The organism is Pseudomonas sp. C9D1, assembly GCF_056491235.1.
This window is the reverse complement of record NZ_JBSZIE010000002.1, coordinates 585,324-607,591: the sequence shown is the minus strand read 5'-3', so window position 1 is coordinate 607,591 and position 22,268 is coordinate 585,324. Positions and strand designations below refer to the sequence as shown.

The 22,268-nt window shown below is 65.6% G+C and carries 21 protein-coding genes; 11 read left to right on the top strand and 10 right to left on the bottom strand.

Features of this window, described 5'->3' with window-relative positions:
• Window positions 1-55 precede the first annotated feature (55 nt).
• From ACXI0U_RS11035 to ACXI0U_RS11025, 3 genes are all read right to left on the bottom strand, one after another.
• Entirely contained in the window at window positions 56-1,414 is a 1,359-nt protein-coding gene (locus ACXI0U_RS11035) for an SNIPE associated domain-containing protein (RefSeq protein WP_043245356.1), read from the bottom strand.
• A 255-nt stretch (window positions 1,415-1,669) separates the two neighbouring features.
• A complete protein-coding gene (locus ACXI0U_RS11030; RefSeq protein WP_021220193.1) occupies window positions 1,670-1,918 on the bottom strand; it encodes a helix-turn-helix domain-containing protein in 249 nt (82 codons plus the stop codon).
• 41 nt (window positions 1,919-1,959) lie between these two features.
• A complete protein-coding gene (locus tag ACXI0U_RS11025) occupies window positions 1,960-2,229 on the bottom strand; it encodes a helix-turn-helix domain-containing protein (protein WP_021220194.1) in 270 nt (89 codons plus the stop codon).
• A 135-nt stretch (window positions 2,230-2,364) separates the two neighbouring features.
• Between ACXI0U_RS11025 and ACXI0U_RS11020 the strand changes: the two genes are divergently transcribed.
• Window positions 2,365-3,183, top strand: coding sequence for a helix-turn-helix transcriptional regulator (locus tag ACXI0U_RS11020; protein ID WP_479550237.1), 819 nt, complete (start codon window positions 2,365-2,367; stop codon window positions 3,181-3,183).
• A gap of 529 nt (window positions 3,184-3,712) precedes the next feature.
• Here the strand turns inward: ACXI0U_RS11020 and ACXI0U_RS11015 are convergent.
• The 3 genes from ACXI0U_RS11015 to ACXI0U_RS11005 form a co-directional block, all read right to left on the bottom strand.
• The gene (locus tag ACXI0U_RS11015) at window positions 3,713-4,159 is read right to left on the bottom strand and encodes a GNAT family N-acetyltransferase (protein ID WP_271657936.1); all 447 of its coding nucleotides are present in this window, start codon (window positions 4,157-4,159) and stop codon (window positions 3,713-3,715) included.
• 163 nt (window positions 4,160-4,322) lie between these two features.
• The gene (locus ACXI0U_RS11010) at window positions 4,323-5,012 is read right to left on the bottom strand and encodes a GNAT family N-acetyltransferase (RefSeq protein ID WP_431484633.1); all 690 of its coding nucleotides are present in this window, start codon (window positions 5,010-5,012) and stop codon (window positions 4,323-4,325) included.
• A gap of 76 nt (window positions 5,013-5,088) precedes the next feature.
• Window positions 5,089-5,862, bottom strand: a complete 774-nt coding sequence (locus tag ACXI0U_RS11005) for an AraC family transcriptional regulator (protein ID WP_021220198.1) — start codon at window positions 5,860-5,862, stop codon at window positions 5,089-5,091.
• 149 nt (window positions 5,863-6,011) lie between these two features.
• On the opposite strand from ACXI0U_RS11005, the gene ACXI0U_RS11000 reads away from it, so the two are divergent.
• Entirely contained in the window at window positions 6,012-7,229 is a 1,218-nt protein-coding gene (locus ACXI0U_RS11000) for an MFS transporter (RefSeq protein WP_316926061.1), read from the top strand.
• A gap of 21 nt (window positions 7,230-7,250) precedes the next feature.
• Here the strand turns inward: ACXI0U_RS11000 and ACXI0U_RS10995 are convergent, their stop codons facing one another.
• Window positions 7,251-7,712 carry a methyltransferase family protein gene (locus ACXI0U_RS10995; RefSeq protein ID WP_184490017.1) on the bottom strand — a complete coding sequence of 154 codons (462 nt, stop codon included), beginning with the start codon at window positions 7,710-7,712 and terminating at the stop codon, window positions 7,251-7,253.
• Window positions 7,713-7,862: 150 nt separating this feature from the next.
• On the opposite strand from ACXI0U_RS10995, the gene ACXI0U_RS10990 reads away from it, so the two are divergent.
• Both ACXI0U_RS10990 and ACXI0U_RS10985 read left to right on the top strand, forming a co-directional pair.
• On the top strand, window positions 7,863-8,066 hold the full coding sequence (locus ACXI0U_RS10990; protein ID WP_021220201.1) for a hypothetical protein: 204 nt from the start codon (window positions 7,863-7,865) through the stop codon (window positions 8,064-8,066).
• Window positions 8,067-8,100: 34 nt separating this feature from the next.
• On the top strand, window positions 8,101-8,493 hold the full coding sequence (locus ACXI0U_RS10985; protein WP_431484632.1) for a GFA family protein: 393 nt from the start codon (window positions 8,101-8,103) through the stop codon (window positions 8,491-8,493).
• Between the two features lie 62 nt (window positions 8,494-8,555).
• On the opposite strand, the gene ACXI0U_RS10980 is transcribed toward ACXI0U_RS10985, so the two are convergent.
• A complete protein-coding gene (locus tag ACXI0U_RS10980; protein WP_021220203.1) occupies window positions 8,556-8,786 on the bottom strand; it encodes a hypothetical protein in 231 nt (76 codons plus the stop codon).
• A 300-nt stretch (window positions 8,787-9,086) separates the two neighbouring features.
• Between ACXI0U_RS10980 and ACXI0U_RS10975 the strand changes: the two genes are divergently transcribed.
• Window positions 9,087-10,409 (top strand): OprD family porin, encoded by a 1,323-nt coding sequence (locus ACXI0U_RS10975; protein WP_431484631.1) that lies wholly within the window; start codon window positions 9,087-9,089, stop codon window positions 10,407-10,409.
• Between the two features lie 363 nt (window positions 10,410-10,772).
• Here the strand turns inward: ACXI0U_RS10975 and ACXI0U_RS10970 are convergent, their stop codons facing one another.
• Window positions 10,773-12,161 carry a heavy metal sensor histidine kinase gene (locus ACXI0U_RS10970; RefSeq protein ID WP_316926065.1) on the bottom strand — a complete coding sequence of 463 codons (1,389 nt, stop codon included), beginning with the start codon at window positions 12,159-12,161 and terminating at the stop codon, window positions 10,773-10,775.
• On the bottom strand, window positions 12,158-12,832 hold the full coding sequence (locus ACXI0U_RS10965; protein ID WP_021220206.1) for a heavy metal response regulator transcription factor: 675 nt from the start codon (window positions 12,830-12,832) through the stop codon (window positions 12,158-12,160). Before ACXI0U_RS10965 ends, ACXI0U_RS10970 begins: the two co-directional genes overlap by 4 nt.
• 450 nt (window positions 12,833-13,282) lie before the next feature.
• Between ACXI0U_RS10965 and ACXI0U_RS10960 the strand changes: the two genes are divergently transcribed.
• From ACXI0U_RS10960 to ACXI0U_RS10935, 6 genes are all read left to right on the top strand, one after another.
• Window positions 13,283-14,548: a TolC family protein gene (locus ACXI0U_RS10960; protein ID WP_431484630.1), complete on the top strand. Its 1,266-nt coding sequence runs from the start codon at window positions 13,283-13,285 to the stop codon at window positions 14,546-14,548.
• 91 nt (window positions 14,549-14,639) lie between these two features.
• Window positions 14,640-16,148: an efflux RND transporter periplasmic adaptor subunit gene (locus ACXI0U_RS10955; RefSeq protein WP_431484878.1), complete on the top strand. Its 1,509-nt coding sequence runs from the start codon at window positions 14,640-14,642 to the stop codon at window positions 16,146-16,148.
• A gap of 21 nt (window positions 16,149-16,169) precedes the next feature.
• A complete protein-coding gene (locus tag ACXI0U_RS10950) occupies window positions 16,170-19,328 on the top strand; it encodes a CusA/CzcA family heavy metal efflux RND transporter (protein WP_431484629.1) in 3,159 nt (1,052 codons plus the stop codon).
• Window positions 19,329-19,898: 570 nt separating this feature from the next.
• Window positions 19,899-20,453, top strand: coding sequence for an FMN reductase (gene msuE, locus ACXI0U_RS10945; protein WP_479550236.1), 555 nt, complete (start codon window positions 19,899-19,901; stop codon window positions 20,451-20,453).
• Window positions 20,454-20,480: 27 nt separating this feature from the next.
• Window positions 20,481-21,575 carry a dimethylsulfone monooxygenase SfnG gene (gene sfnG / locus ACXI0U_RS10940; protein WP_043244002.1) on the top strand — a complete coding sequence of 365 codons (1,095 nt, stop codon included), beginning with the start codon at window positions 20,481-20,483 and terminating at the stop codon, window positions 21,573-21,575.
• Window positions 21,576-21,686: 111 nt separating this feature from the next.
• Entirely contained in the window at window positions 21,687-22,229 is a 543-nt protein-coding gene (locus ACXI0U_RS10935; protein ID WP_043244000.1) for a hypothetical protein, read from the top strand.
• The last annotated feature ends 39 nt before the right edge of the window (window positions 22,230-22,268 follow it).

Genomic DNA, 22,268 nt, shown 5'->3' with positions numbered 1-22,268 from the left:
GGCTGGTAAACGTTCTGGGGAGCTTAACTACCTTGCGGGCGGCCAATCTGTACTACTAGCTCTGCGCCGCAAAATGCTCTGCTTGTAGGATTGCGGCCTTGGGCAACTCCATGCGCAAGCTTTCGCGATACTGCTCGGCTGGTGCTTCGTGAGTAACCTCGACGGCGGCATCGTAGCTTTGTCGGATGACCGACTCGATCTCAGCTATGTCCGCTCGGAAGAATTCCTTGCGCCCGTTTACCTTGTTTAGGCGGCCCGCAGCAAAGCGTTCATGCAGTTTTGCCTCCAGCGCCGGGGCGTTATCAGAAAAGACCATTGCGTGCACGTCAAACCAGAACGGCACCGATGCATCTCCCAGTTCATCGACACGATCCATTGGTTCCAGGCGGCGTGTCATACCAATCTTGTAAATCCCCTCGCCGAATGCCCCGATATTCGAGATCACGTACACATAGCCGGCCTTGGCATTTTGTTCGCGATAGTCGATGAGCTTCTCTTCGCTTTCCAGCGCGGTCCGGCCAGCCTCAACTTCAGCAAGCTTGGCCAAAAGGGGTAGGCGGTCCTCTTCGGATTCTGCTTTATCCAGGCGCGCTTGTAGGTCACGCAATGCGGTTGTGAAGTGCTTGCGCTCTTTGGCGATTTTCTCCCGGGCTGCACGAATCTCCTGTTCAAGCTTCTGCTGCTCTCGCAACTCTTCTCGGGCGCGCTTGGCTTCTTCTTTTTCCTCTTGCTTCTTGATCTGAAATTCGTAAGCAAGGTGTAGCTCATCGATTTTTAGGCCTAGGTATTTGCGCGATATTTCCACGTCCATAATTTTGCCTAGGCGGTTGCAGGCTTCGAATGACTTGAGAATGCGCTTCTCGCCCAGCTCTACGTTGTCAAATTTGACGTTGTCTACGCAGTAGTCTGCTTCGTTATTAAACGATCGAATGACCAGCTTGATCATGTCGGTTACAAGCTTGCGCCCTTGGGCTTGGCTGCCATTGACGGTCCAGGCCATGTTTCCGGTAGCCGCCGTGCCAGCCTTTATCATCGTTTTTTGGTATTCACGGGTAGAGTCCAGCCGGGACTTGTACTCAAGGCTGGCATTCAGTTTGAATTTGGGTTCGTAGAGCGCGAAGCTCTCCAAAAGCAGCGTTTCCTCCCACACGAGGATCTGCCCTTGCAGATCAGTGGAGCGTTGCGCAAGCGCTGCTACTTCCTGGCCGGCACGTTGGACCTCCTGGCGGACAGCAGCAAGTTTGGCCTTCTCTTGTTCAATCAGCTTCTGGACGTCCAGCACGTCCATAGCACCGATCTTCCTATTGAGCACCTGCAACTGCGCATAGCGTGCCTGAAGTTCGGTAAGTTGGATGTCCAGATCATCAGCCCGCTGTTTATGCGCTGGACCATTCCAGTAGTCACTAAAAGACATAGGTTCCTTCCTCTTTTCTGAATTGCAGATTCTTCAGTTTCAATTGCCAAGAAGCGATTTATAACGCAATCCTGCGACGATAGTAGCTTCGCGAATTTCTACTGGTAACGCTGGGAAAGCCCCTCGCGGTGTCCACTCTGGTAAGTGATATCAATCGAGACGGGGCTCTGATACCGCGCTCCATATTACTGGTGTAACTCTGGTTGCTGCCTGGCGTCTTCTGAGCCTTCCCAAGCGGCAGTTTTAAAGCCTCGCTCAGAGACCCGCCTCGATAAGCAAGTCGGAAGGGCTGCACTGCATGGCTGTGGCGATTCGAACGATGTTGAGGAATGTCACATTGCGTTCGCCGCGCTCGATCTTGCCCATGTGCGAACGGTCGATTCCGGCGGCATCGGCGAGCGCTTCTTGCGAGAGGTCGAGCATCTTTCTGCGGGCGCGGACAGCGTTGCCCAGCTTCAAGAGGCTGCCTCCATCGTTAGCGTATTCCACCGACACTCTTTCCATGTAGAAACCTTGCAAGGGAATTGGCAGTTGGAGGTCTGGCTTCAGATCTCCTCAAGCTCCCGACGCAACTGCTCAAGCAGCTCATCCACACCCAGCTCCGGGTCTGCCAGCAGGTAGCTCTTGGCCAGAATCGTCAACGGGTGCACACCCATGTTCTCCGCCAGTTCTGCCAGCTTGATCACCGAAGGGCTTTTGATGCCGCGCTCCACATCGCTGATGTAGCTCTGGCTCGCTCCCACCGTTTCCTGCGAAAGATCCTTGCTCTTTCTCAGCTCCTTGATGGCTTGCGCCAGTGCTTGCTTCAGTTCCATCCCGCCTACTCGCAAAAAGGAACGATGAAGCCTTCCGTCCGGTCATTAATCTATACTCAAAGGAGTATCTTTGGTCGAGTGAGATTTCCTCTTACGTGTTACCTCTCCAGGCCTAGACAAGGAGATTGCCGGCCAATGCATCCCCACCCCAAAACATGGACCCACGCCATCACCACCATCCTCACCCAGTCCCCCGGCGAGCCACAGTTGCGCGCCCTGGCCAACTGGCTGCACGGCTTCGCTCCCACTGACCACTTCGTGCTGTTCCTCTACGAAGGCAGCCACCTGCCGTTGCCCCTGTTCCACACCTTGCCCGCCGAGCTGCGCGCGACCTTTATCGATGACTACCGCACCGGCCCCTATCTGCTCGATCCGTTCTGCCTCGGTTGCCTGTTCGATAACGCCGATGGGCTCTACGGCATGCGCGAGTTGGCGCCGGACAGTTTCCACAGCGGCCATTACTTCGATGCCTATTACCACCGCCTGCGGTTGAGCGATGAGCTGGGCTTTTTAACCACACCAGCGCCGGGCTGCCGGGCGGTGTTGTCGTTGATGCGCGGGGAGGGTGGGGTGCCGTTCGATGGGGAGGCGCTGCGGCTGCTGCGCGATGCGCTGCCGGTGGTGGAGGAAGTGGTGCGCATGGCTTGGGAGGCGCGGAGCCAGCCGCCTGCGGATGCCGTACTGCCCACGAGCCATGTGCGTGCGGTGTTCAGTTCCTTCGGGGAAGAGTTGCTGACGCGGCGTGAACACAAGATCGCGCAGTTGCTGCTGCAGGGCTATTCCAGCGAGCAGATAGCTGCGCAGTTGCGCATCACCCGGGGCACGGTGAAGGTGCACCGGCGCAACCTGTACGAGAAGCTGGAGATCAACAGCCAGGCAGAGTTCTTCGGGCTGTTCGTACGGGAGTTGATGACGGAGCCGACCTTCAGCCGACGCAGGCACTCGCGGCGCTAGGCGGCCGCGTGCGCAGCGCCGCGCTGTGCTTCCGGTGAAATCCAGGTGCGCGCAGCACACCCTACGTCCGGAGTGAGCAGTGGCTGCACGCTTCGAGATCTGTAGGAGCGAATTCATTCGCGATTGGCCAGGCACCGTGCCATTCGCGGTTGAAACCGCTCCCACAAATGCTCCCTGTTGTTTTTCTCGTGACGATACGAGTCTCGGGCCTAGCAGGATGAACGGGTGCCGTAGGGTGTGCCGCGTGCGCAGCGCCGCGCTGTGCTTCCGGTGAAATCCAGGTGCGCGCAGCACACCCTACGTCCGGAGTGAGCAGTGGCTGGGCGCTTCGAGGTCTGTAGGAGCGAGTTCATTCGCGATGGCTAAGCACCCTGCCATTCGCGGTTGAAACCGCTCCCACAAATGCTCCCTGTTGCCCCACACCTGTAGGGGCGACTTCAGTCGCCAAGCAACCCGCAGGGTTGCCGTGGGTGGTTGCAGGGTAACGCCATTGCCCATGGGCCAATGAATTCGCCCCAACCGATAACGGCTACCACCCCCGGCGCTTCTCATAACGCACATCCCGCTCATCCACGACCCCGGCCAGGGTCCAGCCATGGCGCTGGTAGAAGCCGTTGGCACGGATTTCTGCGTGGCCATCGGTCACCAGCCAGATGCTGTCGTGGGCCTGGAACAGCGCCTCTTCCGCTGCCTGCAGGAGCATGCGCCCCAGCCCCACGCCTTCGAACTCGGGGCGGATGAACAGGGCGAAGAGTTCACCCTCATCCAGGTCGATCATGGCGAAGCCGGCGGGCACGCCGTCCACCTCGGCGATCCAGCAGCAGGGCCCGGCGGTGATGGCGTCGGCCAGCACGGCCGGGGTGATGCCCAGCTCGGCCATCTGCTCGCGGGAGAGGTGGTTCTGCACGACGCTGGTGCGGATGGCGAAGAGCGCCTCGATATCACCGGTGGTGGCCAGGCGCAGGGTGCGGGTCATGCTGTCATTCCTTTGCGGGTTGTCCTGTGTGGGGGCGGTCGCCGATGCCGAGTTGCAGCACCTCGCCGGCCGGGCTGATCACCCGCAACCGTGCCGATTGTCGTTCACGCATGGAACGTCCTCTCCCTGGAACTTGGGCCGCTTCGAGCGGCAGAAAACGCGATCAGTGGATGGTCGGGAAGCGCTCTTTCACCAGCGCCTGGGCGTGGAAGGCCATCTGGTCGAGCAGGCGGTCGCGCTTGCTCTCGGCCTCGCTGAGGGCCTTCTGGCCGTTCTGCTTCACCAGGTAGGCGTGGATCTGCCGCACCTCCTTGGATTGGAAGATCGGCGCCAGGTCCTGCACCGCCACCATGCCGTTGGAGCGCTGGGCGCGGGTGTTGAGCAGCACGTGCGGCCCCTGCGCGGCCAGCACGCGGAAGCCCAGGGCCTCGAAGGTGGGCACCTTGCCCGCCGCACAGGCCAGTTCGGCGTGGGGGCGGTGTTCGAGCATGCGGTGCACCAGGGCGCGGGCGATGCCGTGGCGGCGGTGGCTGGCGGCCACCGCCAGGTAGGCCAGGGTGCAGGCCTCGGCATCGTCCTGGCTGGGCAGGTACAGGGCGAAGCCCAGCACCTGGGACGGGTCTTCGTCCGCCAGGGCGAGCACCAGCCGCGCGCCGCTGGCCTGGGCGCTGTCCATGGCCTGCAGGTACAGGTGCACCTCGTAGCCGATCACGTACTGGTACAGCTGGTAGAGCGGGTTGCTGGGCGTCAGCGGAACCGGGCTGATGTCGCTGAAGTAGTCCACCACCATCTGCAGCACCTGGCTCTTCAGGGACTCGGGCGGCGGGTTATCCAGGGTTACGAGGGTGAACATGTGCAGCTGACTCCGGGCGTGCCCGATCGGGGGAATCGGCGCGGGCGCCATTGTAGCGTCGCCCGCAGCGGGCGGCTCACTTGAAGAAGTTGCTGGGCGTGATGCCGAACTGCTTCTTGAACATGGTGGTGAAGGCGCTGGGGCTTTCGTAGCCGAGCTGGCCGGCCACGTCGATGATCTTCTCGCCCAGGGCGATGCGCTCCAGGGCGAGCAGCAGGCGGGCCTGCTGGCGCCATTGGCCGAAGGTCATCCCGGTGCCTTTCTGGAACAGGCGCTGGATGGTCTTCTCGTCCAGGCCCAGCCGGGCGCTCCAGTCCGCCAGGGTGGAGCCGTCGCTGGGGTCCTGCTGCAGCGCCGCGCAGATGCCCTGGATGCGCCGGTCCGCCGGTTGCGGCAGGTGCAGGGGGAGGGTGGGGAGGATCTTCAGCTCATCGAGGATGAGGCTCATCACCCGTCCTTCGCGGGAGTCCGGCGCATAGGACTCGGTGATGCCGATGGAGGCCTGGATCAGTTCGCTGAGCAGCGCCGAGATGCTCACCGCCTTCGATTCGAGGGGCAGGTCCGGGGCGATGTCCGGGCGTACGAACACGCTGCGCATCTTCAGCGCGCCCACGCAGCGGATGGCGTGCACCTGCCCGCAGGGCATCCAGATGCCGCGGCTGGGGGGCACCGTCCACTGGTTCATCGCCGAGTGCACCACCATCACGCCCTGGATGGCGTAGATCAGCTGGTGCTTGTTGTGCGAGTGGGGCTGGATGAACCAGTCCGCCGGGTAGTCGGTGGCGCTGCTGCGCAGGGGCCAGGGCGCGGCGTCGATCTCGCTCAGGAAGGTGTCGAGGGGCTTGATCATGATGTCTTTTTCGCGATGGTTGTTGACCGGATTGCGCGAGACAGGCGGTTGGGCGGGCCTTAGGATAGCGCCGAATCCTGAGAACCAGCAGCGTGATTTCACGGCCAAAGCGTCCGTGGAGCGGCGTTGCCTTTGCCTGGAAGCGTGCCATGTCCATCAGCTCCACCGCCTCCCCCCTGGCGGCCCCTTCGGTCGCGAGCCAAGCCAGCCCGCTGGTCATGCGCGTGATCGGTGCCTGCGCGCTGGCGCACCTGATCAACGACCTGATCCAGGCGGTGCTGCCGTCGATCTACCCCATGCTCAAGGCCAGCTACGGGCTGAGCTTCACCCAGGTGGGGCTGATCACCCTGACCTTCCAGCTCACCGCCTCGCTGCTGCAACCCTGGGTGGGCTACTACACCGACCGCCACCCCAAGCCCTGGCTGCTGCCGGTCGGCTCGCTGTGCACCCTGGTGGGTATCCTGCTGCTGGCTGTGGTCGGCTCCTTCCCGGCCATCCTCATGGCCTCGGCGCTGGTGGGCATCGGCTCGTCCACCTTCCACCCGGAGGCCTCGCGCATCGCACGGCTGGCCTCGGGCGGGCGCTTCGGCCTGGCGCAGTCCACCTTCCAGGTGGGCGGTAACGCCGGCAGCGCCTTCGGCCCCTTGCTGGCCGCCGCCATCATCATTCCCTATGGCCAGGGCCACGTGGCCTGGTTCGGGCTGTTCGCGGCCTTCTCCATCCTCGTGCTCTACGGGCTGAGCCGCTGGTACCGCAACCACCTCAACCTGTTCCGCCTCAAGCAGGGCGGCGTCGCCACCCACGGGCTGTCCAAGCGGCGGGTGACCTTCGCCCTGGTGATCCTGGCGTTGCTGGTGTTCTCCAAGTACTTCTACATGGCCAGCCTCACCAGCTACTTCACCTTCTACCTGATCGAGAAGTTCGACCTCTCGGTGGCCAGCTCGCAGCTCTACCTCTTCCTGTTCCTCGGCGCGGTGGCAGCCGGCACCTTCTTCGGTGGCCCCATCGGCGACCGCATCGGGCGCAAGAAGGTGATCTGGTTTTCCATCCTCGGCGCGGCGCCCTTCACCCTGGCGCTGCCCCACGTCGACCTGTTCTGGACCGGCGTGCTGAGCATGGTCATCGGCTTCATCCTGGCCTCGGCGTTCTCGGCCATCGTGGTCTTCGCCCAGGAGCTGGTGCCGGGCAACGTGGGCATGATCGCCGGCGTGTTCTTCGGCCTGATGTTCGGCTTCGGCGGCATCGGTGGCGCGCTGCTCGGACACCTGGCTGACATCCACGGCATCGAGCACGTGTTCTTCCTCTGCTCCTTCCTGCCGCTGCTGGGCATCCTCACCGTGCTGCTGCCCTCCACCAAGGGGGTGTAGGGCAGGGCGTGCGGCGCGGGTTCAGAGCCAGCGCCGCACCCGTTTGCAGTAGCCCGCGTACTCGGCGCCGAACAACTCGGCCAGGGCGCGCTCCTCCGGGGCGATCTGCAAGCGGTCGAGGTACAGCACGAAGCCGGCCACGCCGAGCAGGCTCAGCGGGGCGGCCAATAACGCCGCCCAGGCCAGCAGCACCAGGGCGAAACCCAGGTACATGGGGTTGCGCGTGTAGCGGTAGATGCCGCTCTGCACCAGGGCCGTGGCCTGTTCCGGCGCCAGCGGGTTGACCGTGGTCTGCGCCAGCCGGAAGCTCGCCACCCCCGCCAGGCAGATGCCCAGCCCCACCAGCAGCAACACCAGCGCCATCACCAGGCGCCAGGCCTGCGCCACCCCGATGGGCGGAACCGGTTGCGCCAGCAGCGCCATCAGCAGGGCGAAGGCGCCTGCGACCATCAAGGGGGGAACGCGTTTCTCCAGCCAATCCATCGTCGTTTCTCCTGTGGGCTTTCCGCGCAGCATGAAGGCTGTAGCTACTCCAGGGTCAAGCCTGCGGTCGGCCCACGCCCGCTCTAACTTGCGCTCCGGGGCTCAGCGTCTACGCTCGACCGTTCTGCTTTTCAGTGATCAGGACGAGTGATGGAACATTCAGGCGCGACGGTTTTCACCAAGGGAGAGTTCAGCGTGGTGCAGTGGTTGGCGGTGCGGCAGGACGGTTCGACGGAAATCCGTGGCTATCGCCTCAAGGGGCCGGGCGCCCCGCAAACCCTGCTGCCCACGGCGGTGATCGCCAGCGCGATGATCCAGGAGCTGACCCGGCGCCGGCCCGGCCTGCGCCTCTGAAACCACCCAGGGCCCTGCTGCGGAGGGACGGCACATGGAGCGATACAGCGGCGGCTGCCTGTGTGGCCGCGTAAGGCTGGTGGCGAGCGGGCGGCCCTACCGGGTCGGCCTCTGCCACTGCCTGGATTGCCGCAAGCACCACGGCGCGCTGTTCCACGCATCGGCGATATTCCCCGAAGCCGCCGTGGCCATCGAGGGCGAGGTCCACGACTACGCCGGGCGCTGCTTCTGCCCGCGCTGCGGCTCGTCGGTGTACTCGCGCACGGGCGATGAAATCGAGGTGAACCTCGGCTGCCTCGACGCCCCCGACCAGTTGCTGCCCACCTACGAGAGCTGGGTCACCCGCCGCGAAGCCTGGCTGCCGCCATTCCCGCTCGCCCACCACTACCCCCGCGACCGCGAAGGCACGGGCCGCTCCGAGGACTGACCGGCGTTTTTCTCCGGCACAAAAAAGCGCCCCGTGGGGCGCTTTTTTCCTGGACGCCGGCATCAGCTGCCATTGCGTTTCTTCTCCGAGGCGCTTGCCGGCGGCTCGCTGCGCTTGGCCGGCTGCTGGCCGGCGTCCGCCACCTCGGCGTTCTTCTTGCCCCACAGGCGCTGCTGGTCTTCGCGCACCTTCTGGTTGAACTGGTAGGAACGGTCGAAGCCGTCGCCCTTGGCGAAGGCGGGCGCGCTGCCGAGAGCGAGCAGGGCGATGAGGGCGTAATGGATCTTTTTCATGGGCAGGCCTCTTGAAGTTCGCATGTCGGATGGGAGTTGCGATGCGAAGTGGGCCTGATGCTACGGAGGTGAAACTAACAGGGGCATGAGCCGGACATTACATTGCTGCAATCTTCCCGGCGCGTGGTGAAGGCCCCGGCGTTCAGGGCCTGGGCGGGGTGTTGCCTTTCAGAATTGTAATCTTCCAATCATCCTGGCGTTAGCTCCCGGCAGTGACGATAAGGCGCGGTCGCATTCATTCGAACAATCCATAACGACTCGCCCAGATCAATAAGAACTGCCATTCGCCAGGAGCAATAGATGAACAGAAAAGCCAAGCTGTCGCTTGCCGTCGTGTCCGCCATTCTCGGGGTCAGCCCGCTCGTTCATGCCGAAGAGCAGAAGGAAGGTTTTATCGAGGGCAGCAGCCTGAGCGTCCTCAACCGCAACTTCTACTTCAACCGCGATAACCGCAACGGCGAGGAGGGTGCCGGCGGTGCGGGTTACTCCGAAACCTGGGCACACGCGGTGATCGGCAAATTCGAATCCGGCTTCACCCAGGGCACCGTCGGCTTCGGCGTGGACGCCTTCGCCATGCTCGGCCTGAAGCTGGACACCGGCGGCGGGCGCAACGGTGCGCGCAGTTCCTTCGATGTGCTGCCCGTGGACAGCGCGGGCGATGCCCGGGACGAGTACACCAAGGTCGGCGGGGCGGCCAAGGTCCGCGCCTTCGACACCCTGATCAAGGTGGGTGACGTCTTCCCGGTCACGCCGGTGGTGCAGTACGGCGACTCGCGGCTGCTGCCCGAATCCTTCCGCGGCATCACCCTGGCCAACAACAGCATCGATGGTCTGACCCTGCAGGGCGGTCGCCTGCATTCCATGAGCCAGCCTGTATCGAGCAACATGCGCGACAACTTCGCCACCTTCTATGCCGGTGGCGTCGATTCGCCCTGGGTCGGTTACTTCGGCGGCGACTATGTGCTGAACGACCACGTCAGCCTCAGCGCCTACAGCGCTCGCCTGAAGGATGTCTGGGACCAGTACTACGTCGGCACCTCGCTGAGCTACCCGTTGAACGACCAGGTGTCGCTGATCGGCGGCTTCAACCTCTACAAGGCGGTGGACGAGGGCAGCCAGCAGCTCGGCGAGTTCAACAACACCATCTGGAGCGGCAAGGTCGGCGTGCGTTTCGGCGCCCACACCGTGGCGCTGACCCACCAGCGCAACAACGGCGACGACGACTTCGACTACCTGCGCCAGTCGGATTCCATCTACTTGGACAACTCCATCCAGTATTCGGACTTCAACTCGCCGAAGGAGCGCTCGTGGATGGTGCGCTATGACCTGGACATGGCGGCCTTTGGCGTCCCGGGGCTGTCGTTCATGACCCGCTACGGCAAGGGCACCGACGCCGACTACAGCAACGCCAACGCCACTTACATGCGCCGCGACGCGGATGGTAATCCGCTCACCGACCAGAAACGCTGGGAGCGTGACATCGAGGCGAAGTACGTGGTGCAGAGCGGCTCGCTGAAGGACATGTCGTTCCGCATCCGCCAGGCCAACACCCGCGCCACCCAGTTCGAATCGGACCTGGACGAGTTCCGCCTCATCGTCGAATACCCGCTCAGCGTGCTGTAGCGGGCCTTGGCGAAGATGACGGATTTGTAATTCGCCGACCACGGTCCCGTCATTTTCGCTTTCGCATACTTCCACTCATTCACCTTTGAAGCAGTGATGCTCCTTTGGAAGAGGTGAATCCTTGGGCGCCCTGGTGGGCGCCTTTTTTATGGGCGGAGCATCCATCGGGCACGGCGTGGTAGGGCGGGTGCGGAGGTGTGCCGGAGCACATAGCCGCAGCCATTTCGATGCCCCCGTAGGATGGCGTAGAGCGCAGCGAAACCCATCAATCCAAGGCCCCCGTCCGCATCGTGCCCATTGGCAACCCCGGCAGCATGGGTTTCGCTGCGCTCTACCCATCCTACGGTTTGCGCTGGTCCCTGCTTATCCCCGTGCGGGAAACACCAGGCGGAACAGGGTGAAGCTGCCCGGCAGGCTGCTGGCTTCGACGCTGCCCTGGTGCAGGCTCATGATCGAACGCACGATGGCCAGCCCCAGGCCGGTGCCGCCCTCGGCGCGGGAGCGGCCGCTGTCCACCCGGTAGAAGCGCTCGAAGAGGTGCGGCAGGTGCTGGGCGGGGATGCCGATGCCGGGGTTGCCCACGGCGATGGAGACCTTGTCCGTGTGCCGTTCGATAACGATGGAGATCTGGCTGCCGGCCGGGCTGTGGCGGATGGCGTTGGACAGCAGGTTGGACAGGGCGCGCTGGATCATCAGCCGGTCGCCCCGGGTGGTGCCGCTGCCGGCGACGGCGATGTCGATGCGCCGCTCCTCCGCCGAGATGCTGAACAGGTCGGCCACGCGCCGCGCCTCGTCTTCCAGCGTGATGCTCTCAAAGGGCACCAGGGAGGCGGGGTGGCTGACGTGGGCGAGGAACAGCATGTCGGTGACGATGCGGGTGACCCGCCCCAGTTCCTCGGTGCAGCACTCCAGCACCTCCTTGTAGGCCTCCGGCGGCCGCTCGCGGGAGAGGGTCACCTGGGCCTTGCCCATCAGGTTGGTGATGGGCGAGCGCAGCTCGTGGGCGAGGTCGTCGGAGAACTGCGAAAGCTGCTGCACGCCGCCGTCCAGGCGGTGGAGCATGAAGTTGATGCCCTGGGCGAGGTCCGCCAGTTCCTGGGGCAGGCGCTCCACGGGGATGCGGTGGGTCAGGTCCTGGGTGGACACCAGCGAGGCCACCTTGCGGAACTGGCGCAACGGCCGCAGCCCACGCTGGACGATCCACCAGGCGCCCATGCCGATCACCAGCAGCAGCAGGGGCAGGGCATAGAGCGTCGAGCGCAGGTAGGCGTTGAGCAGCGTCTGGTCGGCGGTGCGGTCCATGGTCAGCTGGATGATCACCGGCGTGCCGTCATCCAGGCGCACCTTGGTGGCGGCGGTGAGGGTGGCGTGGCCGAAGTCGTCGCGGGCCTCGTGGTAGCGGATCACCTCCGTCACCGCCGGCAACGGGCCGCTGGCCAGGGCGCGGTCGCTCACGTCCAGCAGCAGGCGGCCGTTGGCGCCGGCCTGGTAGATGGCCAGTTGCAGGTTGTCGTGGCCGAGCACCAGGTCGAGCAGGCCGTGGGGCTTGCCGAGCAGGCCGGTGGGGGTGAGGCGGTCTTCCTCCAGGCGGTGTTCGATCTGCTCGATCTTGTCCCGCAGGCCGTCGCGGGCCAGGGACGAGAGTTCGTGGAGCAGCGCGAAATAGGCCGCCACCGCCAGCAGCACCACCAGCGCGGCGCCCATGAGCGCCACCGAAACCCCCAGGCGCAGCGACAGGCTGGCGGGCTTCATGGGCGGTCCTCCAGCACGTAGCCGACGCCGCGCAGGGTGTGGATCAGCTTGTTGTCGAAGGGGTCGTCGATCTTCGCCCGCAGGCGGCGGATGGAGACCTCCACCACATTGGTGTCGCAGTCGAAGTTCATGTCCCACACCAGCGAGATGATCTGCGTGCGCGACAGCACCTCGCCCGAGCGGCGCATCAGCAGGTGCAGCAGGGCGAACTCCTTGGTGGTCAGGTCGATGCGCTGCTCGCCGCGGAAGGCGCGATGGCGGCCCGGGTCCAGCTCCAGGTCGGAGACCTTGAGCACGTCGGGGATGGGCACCTGCTCGGTGCGGCGCAGCAGCGAGCGCACCCGCGCCAGCAGCTCGGGGAATTCGAAGGGCTTGACCAGGTAGTCGTCGGCGCCCAGGTCCAGGCCCCGCACCTTGTCCGCCAGGCGGCCCCGGGCGGTGAGCATCATCACCCGGGTGTTGCTGGTGCGGCGGATGCTTTCCAGCACGCCCCAGCCGTCGATCTCGGGCAGGTTCACATCCAGTATCACCAGGTCATAGGCGTGCTGGCGGACCAGATGAAGGCCATCGATACCGGTGGCGGCACGGTCGGTTACATAGCCACTTTCACTGAGGCCCTGGTGCAAGTAATCGGCAGTTTTAGGCTCGTCCTCGATAATCAGGATTCGCATGTTCAAGTTACCTGGAAGTTCGAGGTTCAATTGATTCAAGCGCGCGGCTTGTATGAATTCATCGCGAGCGGATAGAGGCCGCTTCGTTGTTGTTTTGCGGAGGTTAAAGGCTGTAGTTGCTGCAGGGTCAAGCCCCGCCTGATGCGGCTGGCACGGGTGCGGCAAGCGGTCGCACTGGTCGGCTGGGTAGCGCTGGATCGTCAGTCGCGGGGGCCGAAAAGTTGCGCGGTTATTTGTTACGAGTCATGACGAAGTTCAACGGTCAATCACTCGGCCGGCGAATGTTAATACAGGCACTTTGTTAAATGCCGGTTGATTACATATTTGTAATTTTGCAGTCACCTTGACGATAAGGCCTGCCCACTAGATTGCCCCTCCATTGCGTATCCGGCGTTCATCCACCCCTCGGGTGGCCGGTGCCTGTTCTGGGTCTTTGGAGTGGAGCGACCTGTGTCTGTCATCGATCAATTACCGGCCGGTTTCCGGCGCTGCGCCCTGGCGTGCACCCTCGGCCTGGGCCTTTCCCTGGGGCAGGCGCTCGCCGCCCCCACCGCCTTGACCCTGGCCGATGCGCTGGAGCAGGCGCAGCGCAACAACCCCGATCTCGCCGCGGCGGGCTGGGCCCTGGGCATCGCCGAGGGCGAGCGCCAGCAGGCGGCGCTGCTGCCCAACCCGGAGCTTTCCTGGGAGCAGGAAGACACCCGCAGCGCCACCCGTACCACCACCGTGCAGATCACCCAGCCCATCGAGCTGGGCGGCAAGCGGGGCGCGAGGACGACGCTCGCCGAGCGGGGCATCGATGCCGCCGGGCTCGAGCTGGAGCGCAGCCGCAATGCGCTGCGGGCGGAGGTCATCCAGGCCTTCCAGGGCCTGCTGCAGGCGCAGGTGCGGGTCGGGTTGGCCGAGCAGTCCCAGGCGCTGGCGGGGCGCGGCGTGGTCATCGCCGAGGGCCGGGTCAAGGCCGGCAAGGTGTCGCCCATCGAACTCACCCGGGCCCAGGTGCAGCGCGCCGAGATCGCCCTGGAGCTGCGCCGTGCCCTGCAGGAGCAGGCCCGCGCGACCACCCAGTTGCAGCGGGTGCTGGGCGCTGACGTCGCCGCGCCGGTGGCCCTGGCCGGCGACGCCGCCGCGCTGCCGGGCATCCCGCCTGGCGCCCGTCTGCTGGGCGCGCTGGCCGAGAGTGCCGAGCTGCGCCTGGCGCAGATGGGCATCGACCAGCAGGACGCCGCCTTCGAGCTGGAGAAGGCCCAGCGCATCCCCGACCTCAGCGTCAGCCTCGGCAGCCAGTACAGCGCCGAGGACCGCGAGCGGGTGAACGTGGTGGGGCTGTCCATGCCCATCCCTTTGTTCAACCGCAACCAGGGCAACGTCCTGGCGGCGGCCCGCCGTGCCGACCAGGCGCGGGACCAGCGCCGCGCCGTCGAATGGCGCCTGCGTGGCGAGGTGCGCGAAGCCCTGGAGCAATGGCAGGCGGCGAGCGCCGAGGTGGAAGCCTTCAGCGCCACCATCCTGCCCGCCGCCAGCAGCGCGGTGGACAGCACCAGCCGTGGCTTCGAGATGGGCAAGTTGGCTTTCCTCGATGTGCTGGACGCCCAGCGCACGCTGATCCAGGCACGCAGCGGCTACGTGCAGGCACTGGCCTCGGCCACCGAAGCCTGGGTGCGCCTGGAGCGCATCTACGGCGACGTCACCGCCCTTGGCGGCCCCGCCGCCTGAGGGCGCGGCCCATCCATCACCCGCGCCGCCCGGCGTGGGCCCTGTCTTTTGAATTTCGGGAGTACCTATGAGCAGGAAATTGGCCCTGGCGATCGCCTTCGCAACGGGGATCGGCGTGGTTGCCGGCGCGGTTGCATTCATGCCCGGTGGTGCGGTCGGGGAGGGCGCCAAGGCGCATGCCGGCCACGACGAGGCCGGGCACGACGAGGAGGACGGCCACGACGAGGAGGACGGCCACGACGATGCGAAACCCGCCGCGCGCGGCCCCAACGGCGGCGAGCTGTTCCGCGCCGACGACCTCGATGTCGAGCTGGTGGCGCCGGAAAGCGTCGACGGCCGCGTGCCCATGTCCGTCTACCTGTCCCGCGCCGGCAGCCGCATCGCCGCCGACGGGCAGAGCCGGGTGTCGATGAGCGTGCGGCGCGCCTCGGGGGAGACCCAGGTGCTGGCGTTCACCCCTCGTGACGGCGCCTTCGTCAGCCCGGCGGGCATCGCCGAGCCGCATTTCTTCAGCGCCACCCTGGAGGTGGAGCGCGAGGGCCGCACCGCGCGTTTCGAGTACGCCAAGGAGGAGGGCCTGCTGGCCCTGAGCGCCGAGCAGATAACCGCTGCCGGCATCCGCCTGGCCACCGCCCAGGCCCGCAGCCTGGATACGCGGGTGAAGCTGCCGGGGGAGATCCGTTTCGACGAGGACCGCACCGCCCACCTGGTGCCGCGCACGTCGGGGGTGGTGGAAAGCGTGGCGGTGAACCTCGGGCAGCAGGTGGAGAAGGGCCAACTGCTGGCGGTGATCGCCAGCCCGCAGCTGTCCGAGCAGCGCAGTGAACTGGCCGCCGCCGAGCGCCGCGCCGAGCTGGCCCGCACCACCCATCAGCGCGAGCAGCAGCTGTGGAAGGAGGGCATCTCCGCCGAGCAGGACTTCCTCCAGGCGCGGCAGGCCCTGCAGGAAGCCGAGATCGCCGTCGCCAACGCCCGGCACAAGCTGGCTGCGGTGGGCGGCGCCGGGCAACAGGCCCAGGGCAACCGCTACGAGCTGCGCGCGCCCTTCGCCGGCACGGTGGTGGAGAAGCACCTGGTGCCCGGCGAGGTGGTGAGCGAGGCGAGCAACGCCTTCACCCTGTCCGACCTCAGCCAGGTGTGGGCCACCTTCAGCCTCTCGCCCAAGGACCTGGGCGAAGCCCGGGTGGGCCGCGCGGTGAAGGTCATCTCGCCGGAGCTGGGCAGCGAGGTGCTCGGGCAGGTGGCCTATATCGGCAACCTGCTGGGCGAGCAGACCCGCACCGCTACCGCGCGGGCGGTGCTGAAGAACCCGGAAGGCGCCTGGCGCCCGGGGCTGTTCGTCAGCATCGAGCTGGCGACCGCTTCCAGCCAGGCCGGCGTCACCGTGCCGGAGCAGGCGGTGCAGAGCATCGAGGAGCGCCCCAGCGTGTTCGTGCAGGTGGCGCAAGGCTTCGTCGCGCAGCCCGTCAGCCTCGGCGCCCGCAGCGACGGCTTCGTCGAGGTGACCGAAGGCCTGGCCGCCGGCACCACCGTGGCCACCGAGGGCAGCTTCATCCTCAAGTCGGAGCTGGGCAAGGGCTCGGCCGACCACGCCCACTGACCGCCACCACGAGACCACGACATGTTCGAACGCATCATCCAGTTCGCCATCGAGCAGCGCATCATCGTGTTGCTGCTGGTGTTGGCCATGGCCGGGCTTGGCGTCGCCAGCTACCAGAAGCTGCCCATCGACGCCGTACCCGATATCACCAACGTGCAGGTGCAGATCAACACCGCCGCCGCCGGCTTCTCGCCGCTGGAAACCGAACAGCGCATCACCTTTCCCATCGAGACGGCCATGGCCGGCCTGCCGCACCTGAAGCAGACCCGCTCGCTGTCGCGCTCGGGCTTCTCCCAGGTCACGGTGATCTTCGAGGACGGCACCGACCTGTACTTCGCCCGGCAGTTGATCAACGAGCGCCTGCAGGTGGCCCGGGAGCAGTTGCCCGAAGGCGCCGAGGCGGTGATGGGGCCGATTTCCACCGGCCTCGGCGAGATCTTCCTGTGGACGGTGGAAGCCGAGGCCGGCGCCCTGAAGGAGGACGGCACGGCCTACACGCCCACCGACCTGCGGGTGATACAGGACTGGATCATCAAGCCGCAGCTGCGCAACGTGCCCGGCGTGGCGGAGATCAACACCATCGGCGGCTATGCCAAGGAATTCCAGGTCGCCCCCGATCCCAAGCGCCTGGCCGCCTACGGCCTGACCCTGGTGGACCTGCTCACCGCCCTGGAGCGCAACAACGCCAACGTCGGCGCCGGCTTCATCGAGCGCAACGGCGAGCAGCTGCTGGTGCGCGCGCCGGGGCAGGTGAAGGACCTGGCCGACATCGCCAACATCGTCATCGCCAATGTGGCGGGCACGCCGATCCGCGTCAGCCAGGTGGCCGAGGTGCAGATCGGCCGCGAGCTGCGCACCGGGGCGGCCACCGAGAACGGCCGCGAGGTGGTGCTGGGCACGGTGTTCATGCTCATCGGCGAGAACAGCCGTGCCGTTTCCCAGGCGGTGGCGGTGCGCCTCGACGAAATCAACCGCTCGCTGCCCGAGGGCGTGGTCGCGGTGCCGGTCTACGACCGCACCCAACTGGTGGACAAGGCCATCGCCACGGTGAAGAAGAACCTCATCGAGGGCGCCATCCTGGTGGTGGCGGTGCTCTTCCTGTTCCTCGGCAACATCCGTGCGGCGCTGATCACCGCGATGGTGATCCCGCTGTCGATGCTGTTCACCTTCACCGGCATGTTCGGCAACAAGGTCAGCGCCAACCTCATGAGCCTGGGGGCGCTGGACTTCGGCATCATCGTCGACGGCGCGGTGGTGATCGTGGAGAACGCCATCCGCCGCCTGGCCCATGCGCAGCAGCACCACGGCCGCATGCTGACCCGCTCCGAGCGCCTGCACGAGGTGTTCGCCGCCTCGAAGGAAGCGCGCCGTGCGCTGATCTTCGGCCAGCTGATCATCATGGTGGTGTACCTGCCGATCTTCGCCCTCACCGGGGTGGAGGGGAAAATGTTCCACCCCATGGCCTTCACCGTAGTCACGGCGCTGCTGGGGGCGATGATCCTCTCGGTGACCTTCGTGCCGGCGGCCATCGCGCTGTTCGTCACCGGCAAGGTCAAGGAGGAAGAGAACGCCGTGATGCGCCTGGCGCGCCGTGGCTACGAGCCGGTGCTGGGCTGGGTGATGGGCCACCGCGTGCCGGTGTTCGGCGGTGCCTTGCTGCTGGTGCTGATGTCCGGTGTGCTGGCCAGCCGCATGGGCAGCGAGTTCGTGCCCAGCCTCAGCGAGGGGGACTTCGCCCTGCAGGCGCTGCGGGTACCCGGCACCAGCCTCACCCAGTCGGTGGACATGCAGGCGCGCCTGGAAAAGGCGCTGATCGCCCAGGTGCCGGAAATCGAGCGGGTGTTCGCCCGCACCGGCACCGCGGAGATCGCCTCCGACCCGATGCCGCCGAACATCTCCGACGCCTACGTGATGCTCAAGCCCAAGGACCAGTGGCCCGACCCGGACAAGCCCCGCGAGGCGATCATCGCCGACCTGCAGCGCGTCGCCGCCTCGGTGCCGGGCAGCAACCACGAGCTGTCGCAGCCCATCCAGCTGCGCTTCAACGAGCTGATCTCCGGCGTGCGCAGCGACGTGGCGGTGAAGGTCTTCGGCGACGACATGGCCGTGCTCAACCGCACCGCCGGCGAGATAGCCCAGGCCCTGGAAGGCGTTGCCGGCGCCTCGGAGGTCAAGGTCGAGCAGACCTCGGGCCTGCCGGTGCTGACCATCAACATCGACCGCGACAAGGCCGCGCGCTACGGCCTCAATGCTGGCGACGTGCAGGACACCATCGCCGTGGCGGTGGGTGGGCAGAAGGCGGGCACGCTGTTCGAGGGCGACCGCCGCTTCGACATGGTGGTGCGCCTGGCCGACCCGCTGCGCACCGATATCGACGGCCTCTCGCGCCTGCTCATCCCGGTGCCGCCGTTGCCGGGCAGCGGCTCGGAGCGCATCGCCTTCATCAGCCTGGCGGAGGTGGCCAGCCTCGACCTGGTGCTCGGCCCCAACCAGGTCAGCCGCGAGAACGGCAAGCGCCTGGTGGTGGTCAGCGCCAACGTGCGCGGGCGTGATATCGGCTCCTTCGTGGAAGAAGCGGCCAGCCGCCTGGCGCGTGAGGTGAAGGTGCCCGCCGGCTACTGGACCACCTGGGGCGGGCAGTTCGAGCAACTGCAATCGGCGGCCAAGCGCCTGCAGGTGGTGGTGCCGGTGGCGCTGCTGCTGGTCTTCGTGCTGCTGTTCATGATGTTCAACAACATCCGCGACGGGCTGCTGGTATTCACCGGCATTCCCTTCGCCCTCACCGGCGGTGTGCTGGCGCTGTGGCTGCGGGACATTCCGTTGTCGATCTCGGCGGGAGTGGGCTTCATCGCCCTGTCCGGTGTGGCGGTGCTCAACGGCCTGGTGATGATCGCCTTCATCCGCAACCTGCGCGAGGAGGGCCGCCCCCTGCACGAGGCCGTTATCGAAGGTGCCCTGACGCGCCTGCGTCCGGTACTGATGACGGCGCTGGTGGCCTCCCTCGGCTTCGTGCCCATGGCCCTGGCCACCGGCACTGGCGCCGAAGTGCAGCGCCCCCTGGCGACGGTGGTGATCGGTGGGATTCTCTCTTCCACCGTGCTCACCCTGCTGGTGCTGCCGGCGCTGTACCGCTGGATATACCGCCGCGACGAAGACCCCGAGCCCGGCGTCGCGCCATGACCGGTAGGGTGGACGACGCTTCACCCGTCCACCATTCGGAGCCCGGCGCGGCACCGCAGTCATGCCCTGGCAGGTGCTGTGTAGGGGCGACTTCAGTCGCCAAGCGACGCGCAGCGCCGCCGCTTTTTGTAGGAGCGAATTCATTCGCGATCGAGAGGGCACCGCGCGCCGGGTTTCACCCGACCTACATGTCGCTCAACCATCGTGATCACCTGCGGCACCGCTGGTGGAGGTAAAGAGCGACCTCCACCCTACGCCCGGTGCGCGTCTGTGCCGGGTGGGAATGACGGTTTGGTAGGGTGGACGACGCTTCACCCGTCCACCATTCGGAGCCCAGCGTGGCACCGCTGGTGGAGGTAAAAAGCGACCACCACCCCACGCCCCGGGATGCGTCTGTGTTGGTGGGAACAGCTGTTGCTGGGGCAACAGCTGTTCAGCATTCCTGCCAGGCACCGAACAGCGCAGCTGTTGGCGGTTTTTCCTATCTGCTTGATTCTGCTGTGTTTCCTGCATTGGCACGACTACTGCTCTGACCCTCGTACATGCACGTCACCGTGACGAGAGGTTGGAATGAGTCGAACGATAAGAGTGGTGGTGGTCTCGGGCAGCCTGCGCAACCCGTCGCGCACCCATGGGTTGCTGCAGGCCCTGGTGGAGCGCCTGCAGGCGCGCCTGGCCATCGAGGTGCACTGGATACGCGTCGCCGATATCGCCGGGGGATTGGCCGGCTCGCTGGAGCGCGACACGGCCTCACCGGCGCTGCTGCCGCACCTGCAGGCCATCGAGAACGCCGAGCTGATCATCGCCGGCAGCCCCGTCTACCGCGCCTCCTACACCGGCTTGTTCAAGCACCTGTTCGACCTGGTGGACTATCAGGCCCTCAAGGGCGTGCCGGTGCTGCTGGCCGCCACCGGCGGGGGCGAGCGCCACGCCCTGGTGATCGACCACCAGCTGCGCCCGCTGTTCGCCTTCTTCCAGGCGCACACCTTGCCCTATGGCCTCTACGCCACCACCGAGGCCTTCACCGATCACCAACTCACCGACCCCGCCCAGTTCGAAGGCATCGAGCGGGCGCTGGAGCCGGTGCTCGCCTTCTTCCACCATGCGGCCGATCGCGCCGCCTGAATTCCCAAGCCCCGAGGAGTCAATGCCATGAGCCAGCAACCGATCCGCTTCGCCTACTGGGTGCCCAACGTCAGTGGTGGCCTGGTGGTCAGCAACATCGAACAGCGCACCAGCTGGGACGCCGACTACAACCGCAAGCTGGCGCAGATCGCCGAGCGCGCGGGCTTCGACTACGCCCTGTCGCAGATCCGCTTCACCGCCGGCTACGGCGCCGAGAACCAGCACGAATCGGTGGCCATCAGCCACGCGCTGCTGGCCGTAACCGAGCGGCTCAAGGTGATCGCCGCCATCCTGCCCGGCCCGTGGAACCCGGTGCTGGCGGCCAAGCAGCTGGCCACCATCGACCACCTCAGCAACGGCCGCATCGCCATCAACGTGGTCTCCGGCTGGTTCCGGGGCGAGTTCCACGCCATCGGCGAACCCTGGCTGGACCATGACGAGCGCTACCGCCGCTCGGAGGAATTCATCCGCGCCCTCAAGGGCATCTGGACCCAGGACGACTTCACCTTCAACGGCGACTTCTACCGCTTGCGCAACTACAGCCTCAAGCCCAAGCCGCTGCAGCAGCCGCACCCGGAAATCTTCCAGGGCGGCAGCTCGCGGGCCGCCCGCGACATGGCCTCGCGGGTGTCGGACTGGTACTTCACCAACGGCAACAGCGTGGAAGGCATCAAGGCGCAGGTCGACGACATCCGCGCCAAGGCGGCGGCCAACGGTCATTCGGTCAAGGTCGGGGTCAACGCCTTCATCATCGCCCGCGACACCGAGGCAGAAGCCCGCGCGGTGCTGCAGGAAATCATCGACAAGGCCAACCCGGACGCGGTCAACGCCTTCGGCGCCGAAGTGAAGAACGCCGGCGCCGCCAGCCCCGAGGGTGAAGGCAACTGGGCCAAGTCCAGTTTCGAGGACCTGGTGCAATACAACGACGGCTTCAAGACCAACCTCATCGGCACGCCCCGGCAGATCGCCGAACGCATCGTCGCCCTCAAGGCCGTGGGCGTGGACCTGATCCTCTCCGGCTTCCTGCACTTCCAGGAGGAGGTGGAATACTTCGGCCAGCATGTGCTGCCGCTGGTGCGCGAGCTGGAGGAAGAGAAGCGCGCGGAGAGGGCGGTGGCCTGACGGGGCGACTGGCGAATTCCGGGATGCGGCGCTTCACTGTTGAGTTGCCGGAATTCGCCAGAACCACCAGGTTCACCCGGGCATGGACCGGCCATTTCAGGAGCAGGGAAGATGCCGCAGGTTCATGACAGCAGCGCGTGGTGGTGCCTGGAGAATGGTGCGTTGGGCATCGGTGAGGACCACACCCAACCCGAGGGTCGCCAACTGGCCATCGACCTTATCGACTCAGGGCTGGTTACCCACCTCTTCATCGAACTGGCGGATGCGCATTACGGCGGCGTGCTGGCCAACGCGCAGCAGATCGCCACTAACGGTGGGACGCGTCAGCAAATCCAGGCGGCTTGCCCGGATGGCAACCTGTTCGTTTGTCCTATCAGCCTGAAACAGGTGATTACCGCCGCACTCAAGATCGGTGTCCCCGTTCATTTGGCGGACCACCCGATCATGGCTTCGCGATCTGGTGATTTCCAACGCAGGCACAATTCCATACTCCAGACGTTTCGCACCGTTACCAACCAGCCTGGCCCGGGGGCGGCACAGGCGGTAGGGCCTGCCAGCGTCGGCTGTCTGTTCCTGTGGGGAGGGGCTCATTTCGAGGGGGGAAGGGCATTGGATATCTTCATCCCGGGACTGCCCTTCATCATGATGGGCTGAGTCGCACCTCTTCTACCGGACTGTCGAGGTCCGCAGGTG

Excerpts from the sequence above, each read along its gene's own strand:
- ACXI0U_RS10935 (WP_043244000.1), top strand. The coding sequence starts at position 21,687 with ATGCCGCAGGTTCATGACAGCAGCGCGTGGTGGTGCCTGGAGAATGGT.
- msuE (WP_479550236.1), top strand. The coding sequence starts at position 19,899 with ATGAGTCGAACGATAAGAGTGGTGGTGGTCTCGGGCAGCCTGCGCAAC.
- ACXI0U_RS11000 (WP_316926061.1), top strand. The coding sequence starts at position 6,012 with ATGTCCATCAGCTCCACCGCCTCCCCCCTGGCGGCCCCTTCGGTCGCG.
- ACXI0U_RS10950 (WP_431484629.1), top strand. The coding sequence starts at position 16,170 with ATGTTCGAACGCATCATCCAGTTCGCCATCGAGCAGCGCATCATCGTG.
- ACXI0U_RS10980 (WP_021220203.1), bottom strand. The coding sequence starts at position 8,786 with ATGAAAAAGATCCATTACGCCCTCATCGCCCTGCTCGCTCTCGGCAGC.
- ACXI0U_RS10975 (WP_431484631.1), top strand. The coding sequence starts at position 9,087 with ATGAACAGAAAAGCCAAGCTGTCGCTTGCCGTCGTGTCCGCCATTCTC.
- ACXI0U_RS11030 (WP_021220193.1), bottom strand. The coding sequence starts at position 1,918 with ATGGAAAGAGTGTCGGTGGAATACGCTAACGATGGAGGCAGCCTCTTG.
- ACXI0U_RS10995 (WP_184490017.1), bottom strand. The coding sequence starts at position 7,712 with ATGGATTGGCTGGAGAAACGCGTTCCCCCCTTGATGGTCGCAGGCGCC.
- ACXI0U_RS10990 (WP_021220201.1), top strand. The coding sequence starts at position 7,863 with ATGGAACATTCAGGCGCGACGGTTTTCACCAAGGGAGAGTTCAGCGTG.
- ACXI0U_RS10965 (WP_021220206.1), bottom strand. The coding sequence starts at position 12,832 with ATGCGAATCCTGATTATCGAGGACGAGCCTAAAACTGCCGATTACTTG.
- ACXI0U_RS11015 (WP_271657936.1), bottom strand. The coding sequence starts at position 4,159 with ATGACCCGCACCCTGCGCCTGGCCACCACCGGTGATATCGAGGCGCTC.
- ACXI0U_RS10970 (WP_316926065.1), bottom strand. The coding sequence starts at position 12,161 with ATGAAGCCCGCCAGCCTGTCGCTGCGCCTGGGGGTTTCGGTGGCGCTC.
- sfnG (WP_043244002.1), top strand. The coding sequence starts at position 20,481 with ATGAGCCAGCAACCGATCCGCTTCGCCTACTGGGTGCCCAACGTCAGT.
- ACXI0U_RS10985 (WP_431484632.1), top strand. The coding sequence starts at position 8,101 with ATGGAGCGATACAGCGGCGGCTGCCTGTGTGGCCGCGTAAGGCTGGTG.
- ACXI0U_RS11010 (WP_431484633.1), bottom strand. The coding sequence starts at position 5,012 with ATGTTCACCCTCGTAACCCTGGATAACCCGCCGCCCGAGTCCCTGAAG.
- ACXI0U_RS11025 (WP_021220194.1), bottom strand. The coding sequence starts at position 2,229 with ATGGAACTGAAGCAAGCACTGGCGCAAGCCATCAAGGAGCTGAGAAAG.
- ACXI0U_RS11035 (WP_043245356.1), bottom strand. The coding sequence starts at position 1,414 with ATGTCTTTTAGTGACTACTGGAATGGTCCAGCGCATAAACAGCGGGCT.
- ACXI0U_RS11005 (WP_021220198.1), bottom strand. The coding sequence starts at position 5,862 with ATGATCAAGCCCCTCGACACCTTCCTGAGCGAGATCGACGCCGCGCCC.
- ACXI0U_RS11020 (WP_479550237.1), top strand. The coding sequence starts at position 2,365 with ATGCATCCCCACCCCAAAACATGGACCCACGCCATCACCACCATCCTC.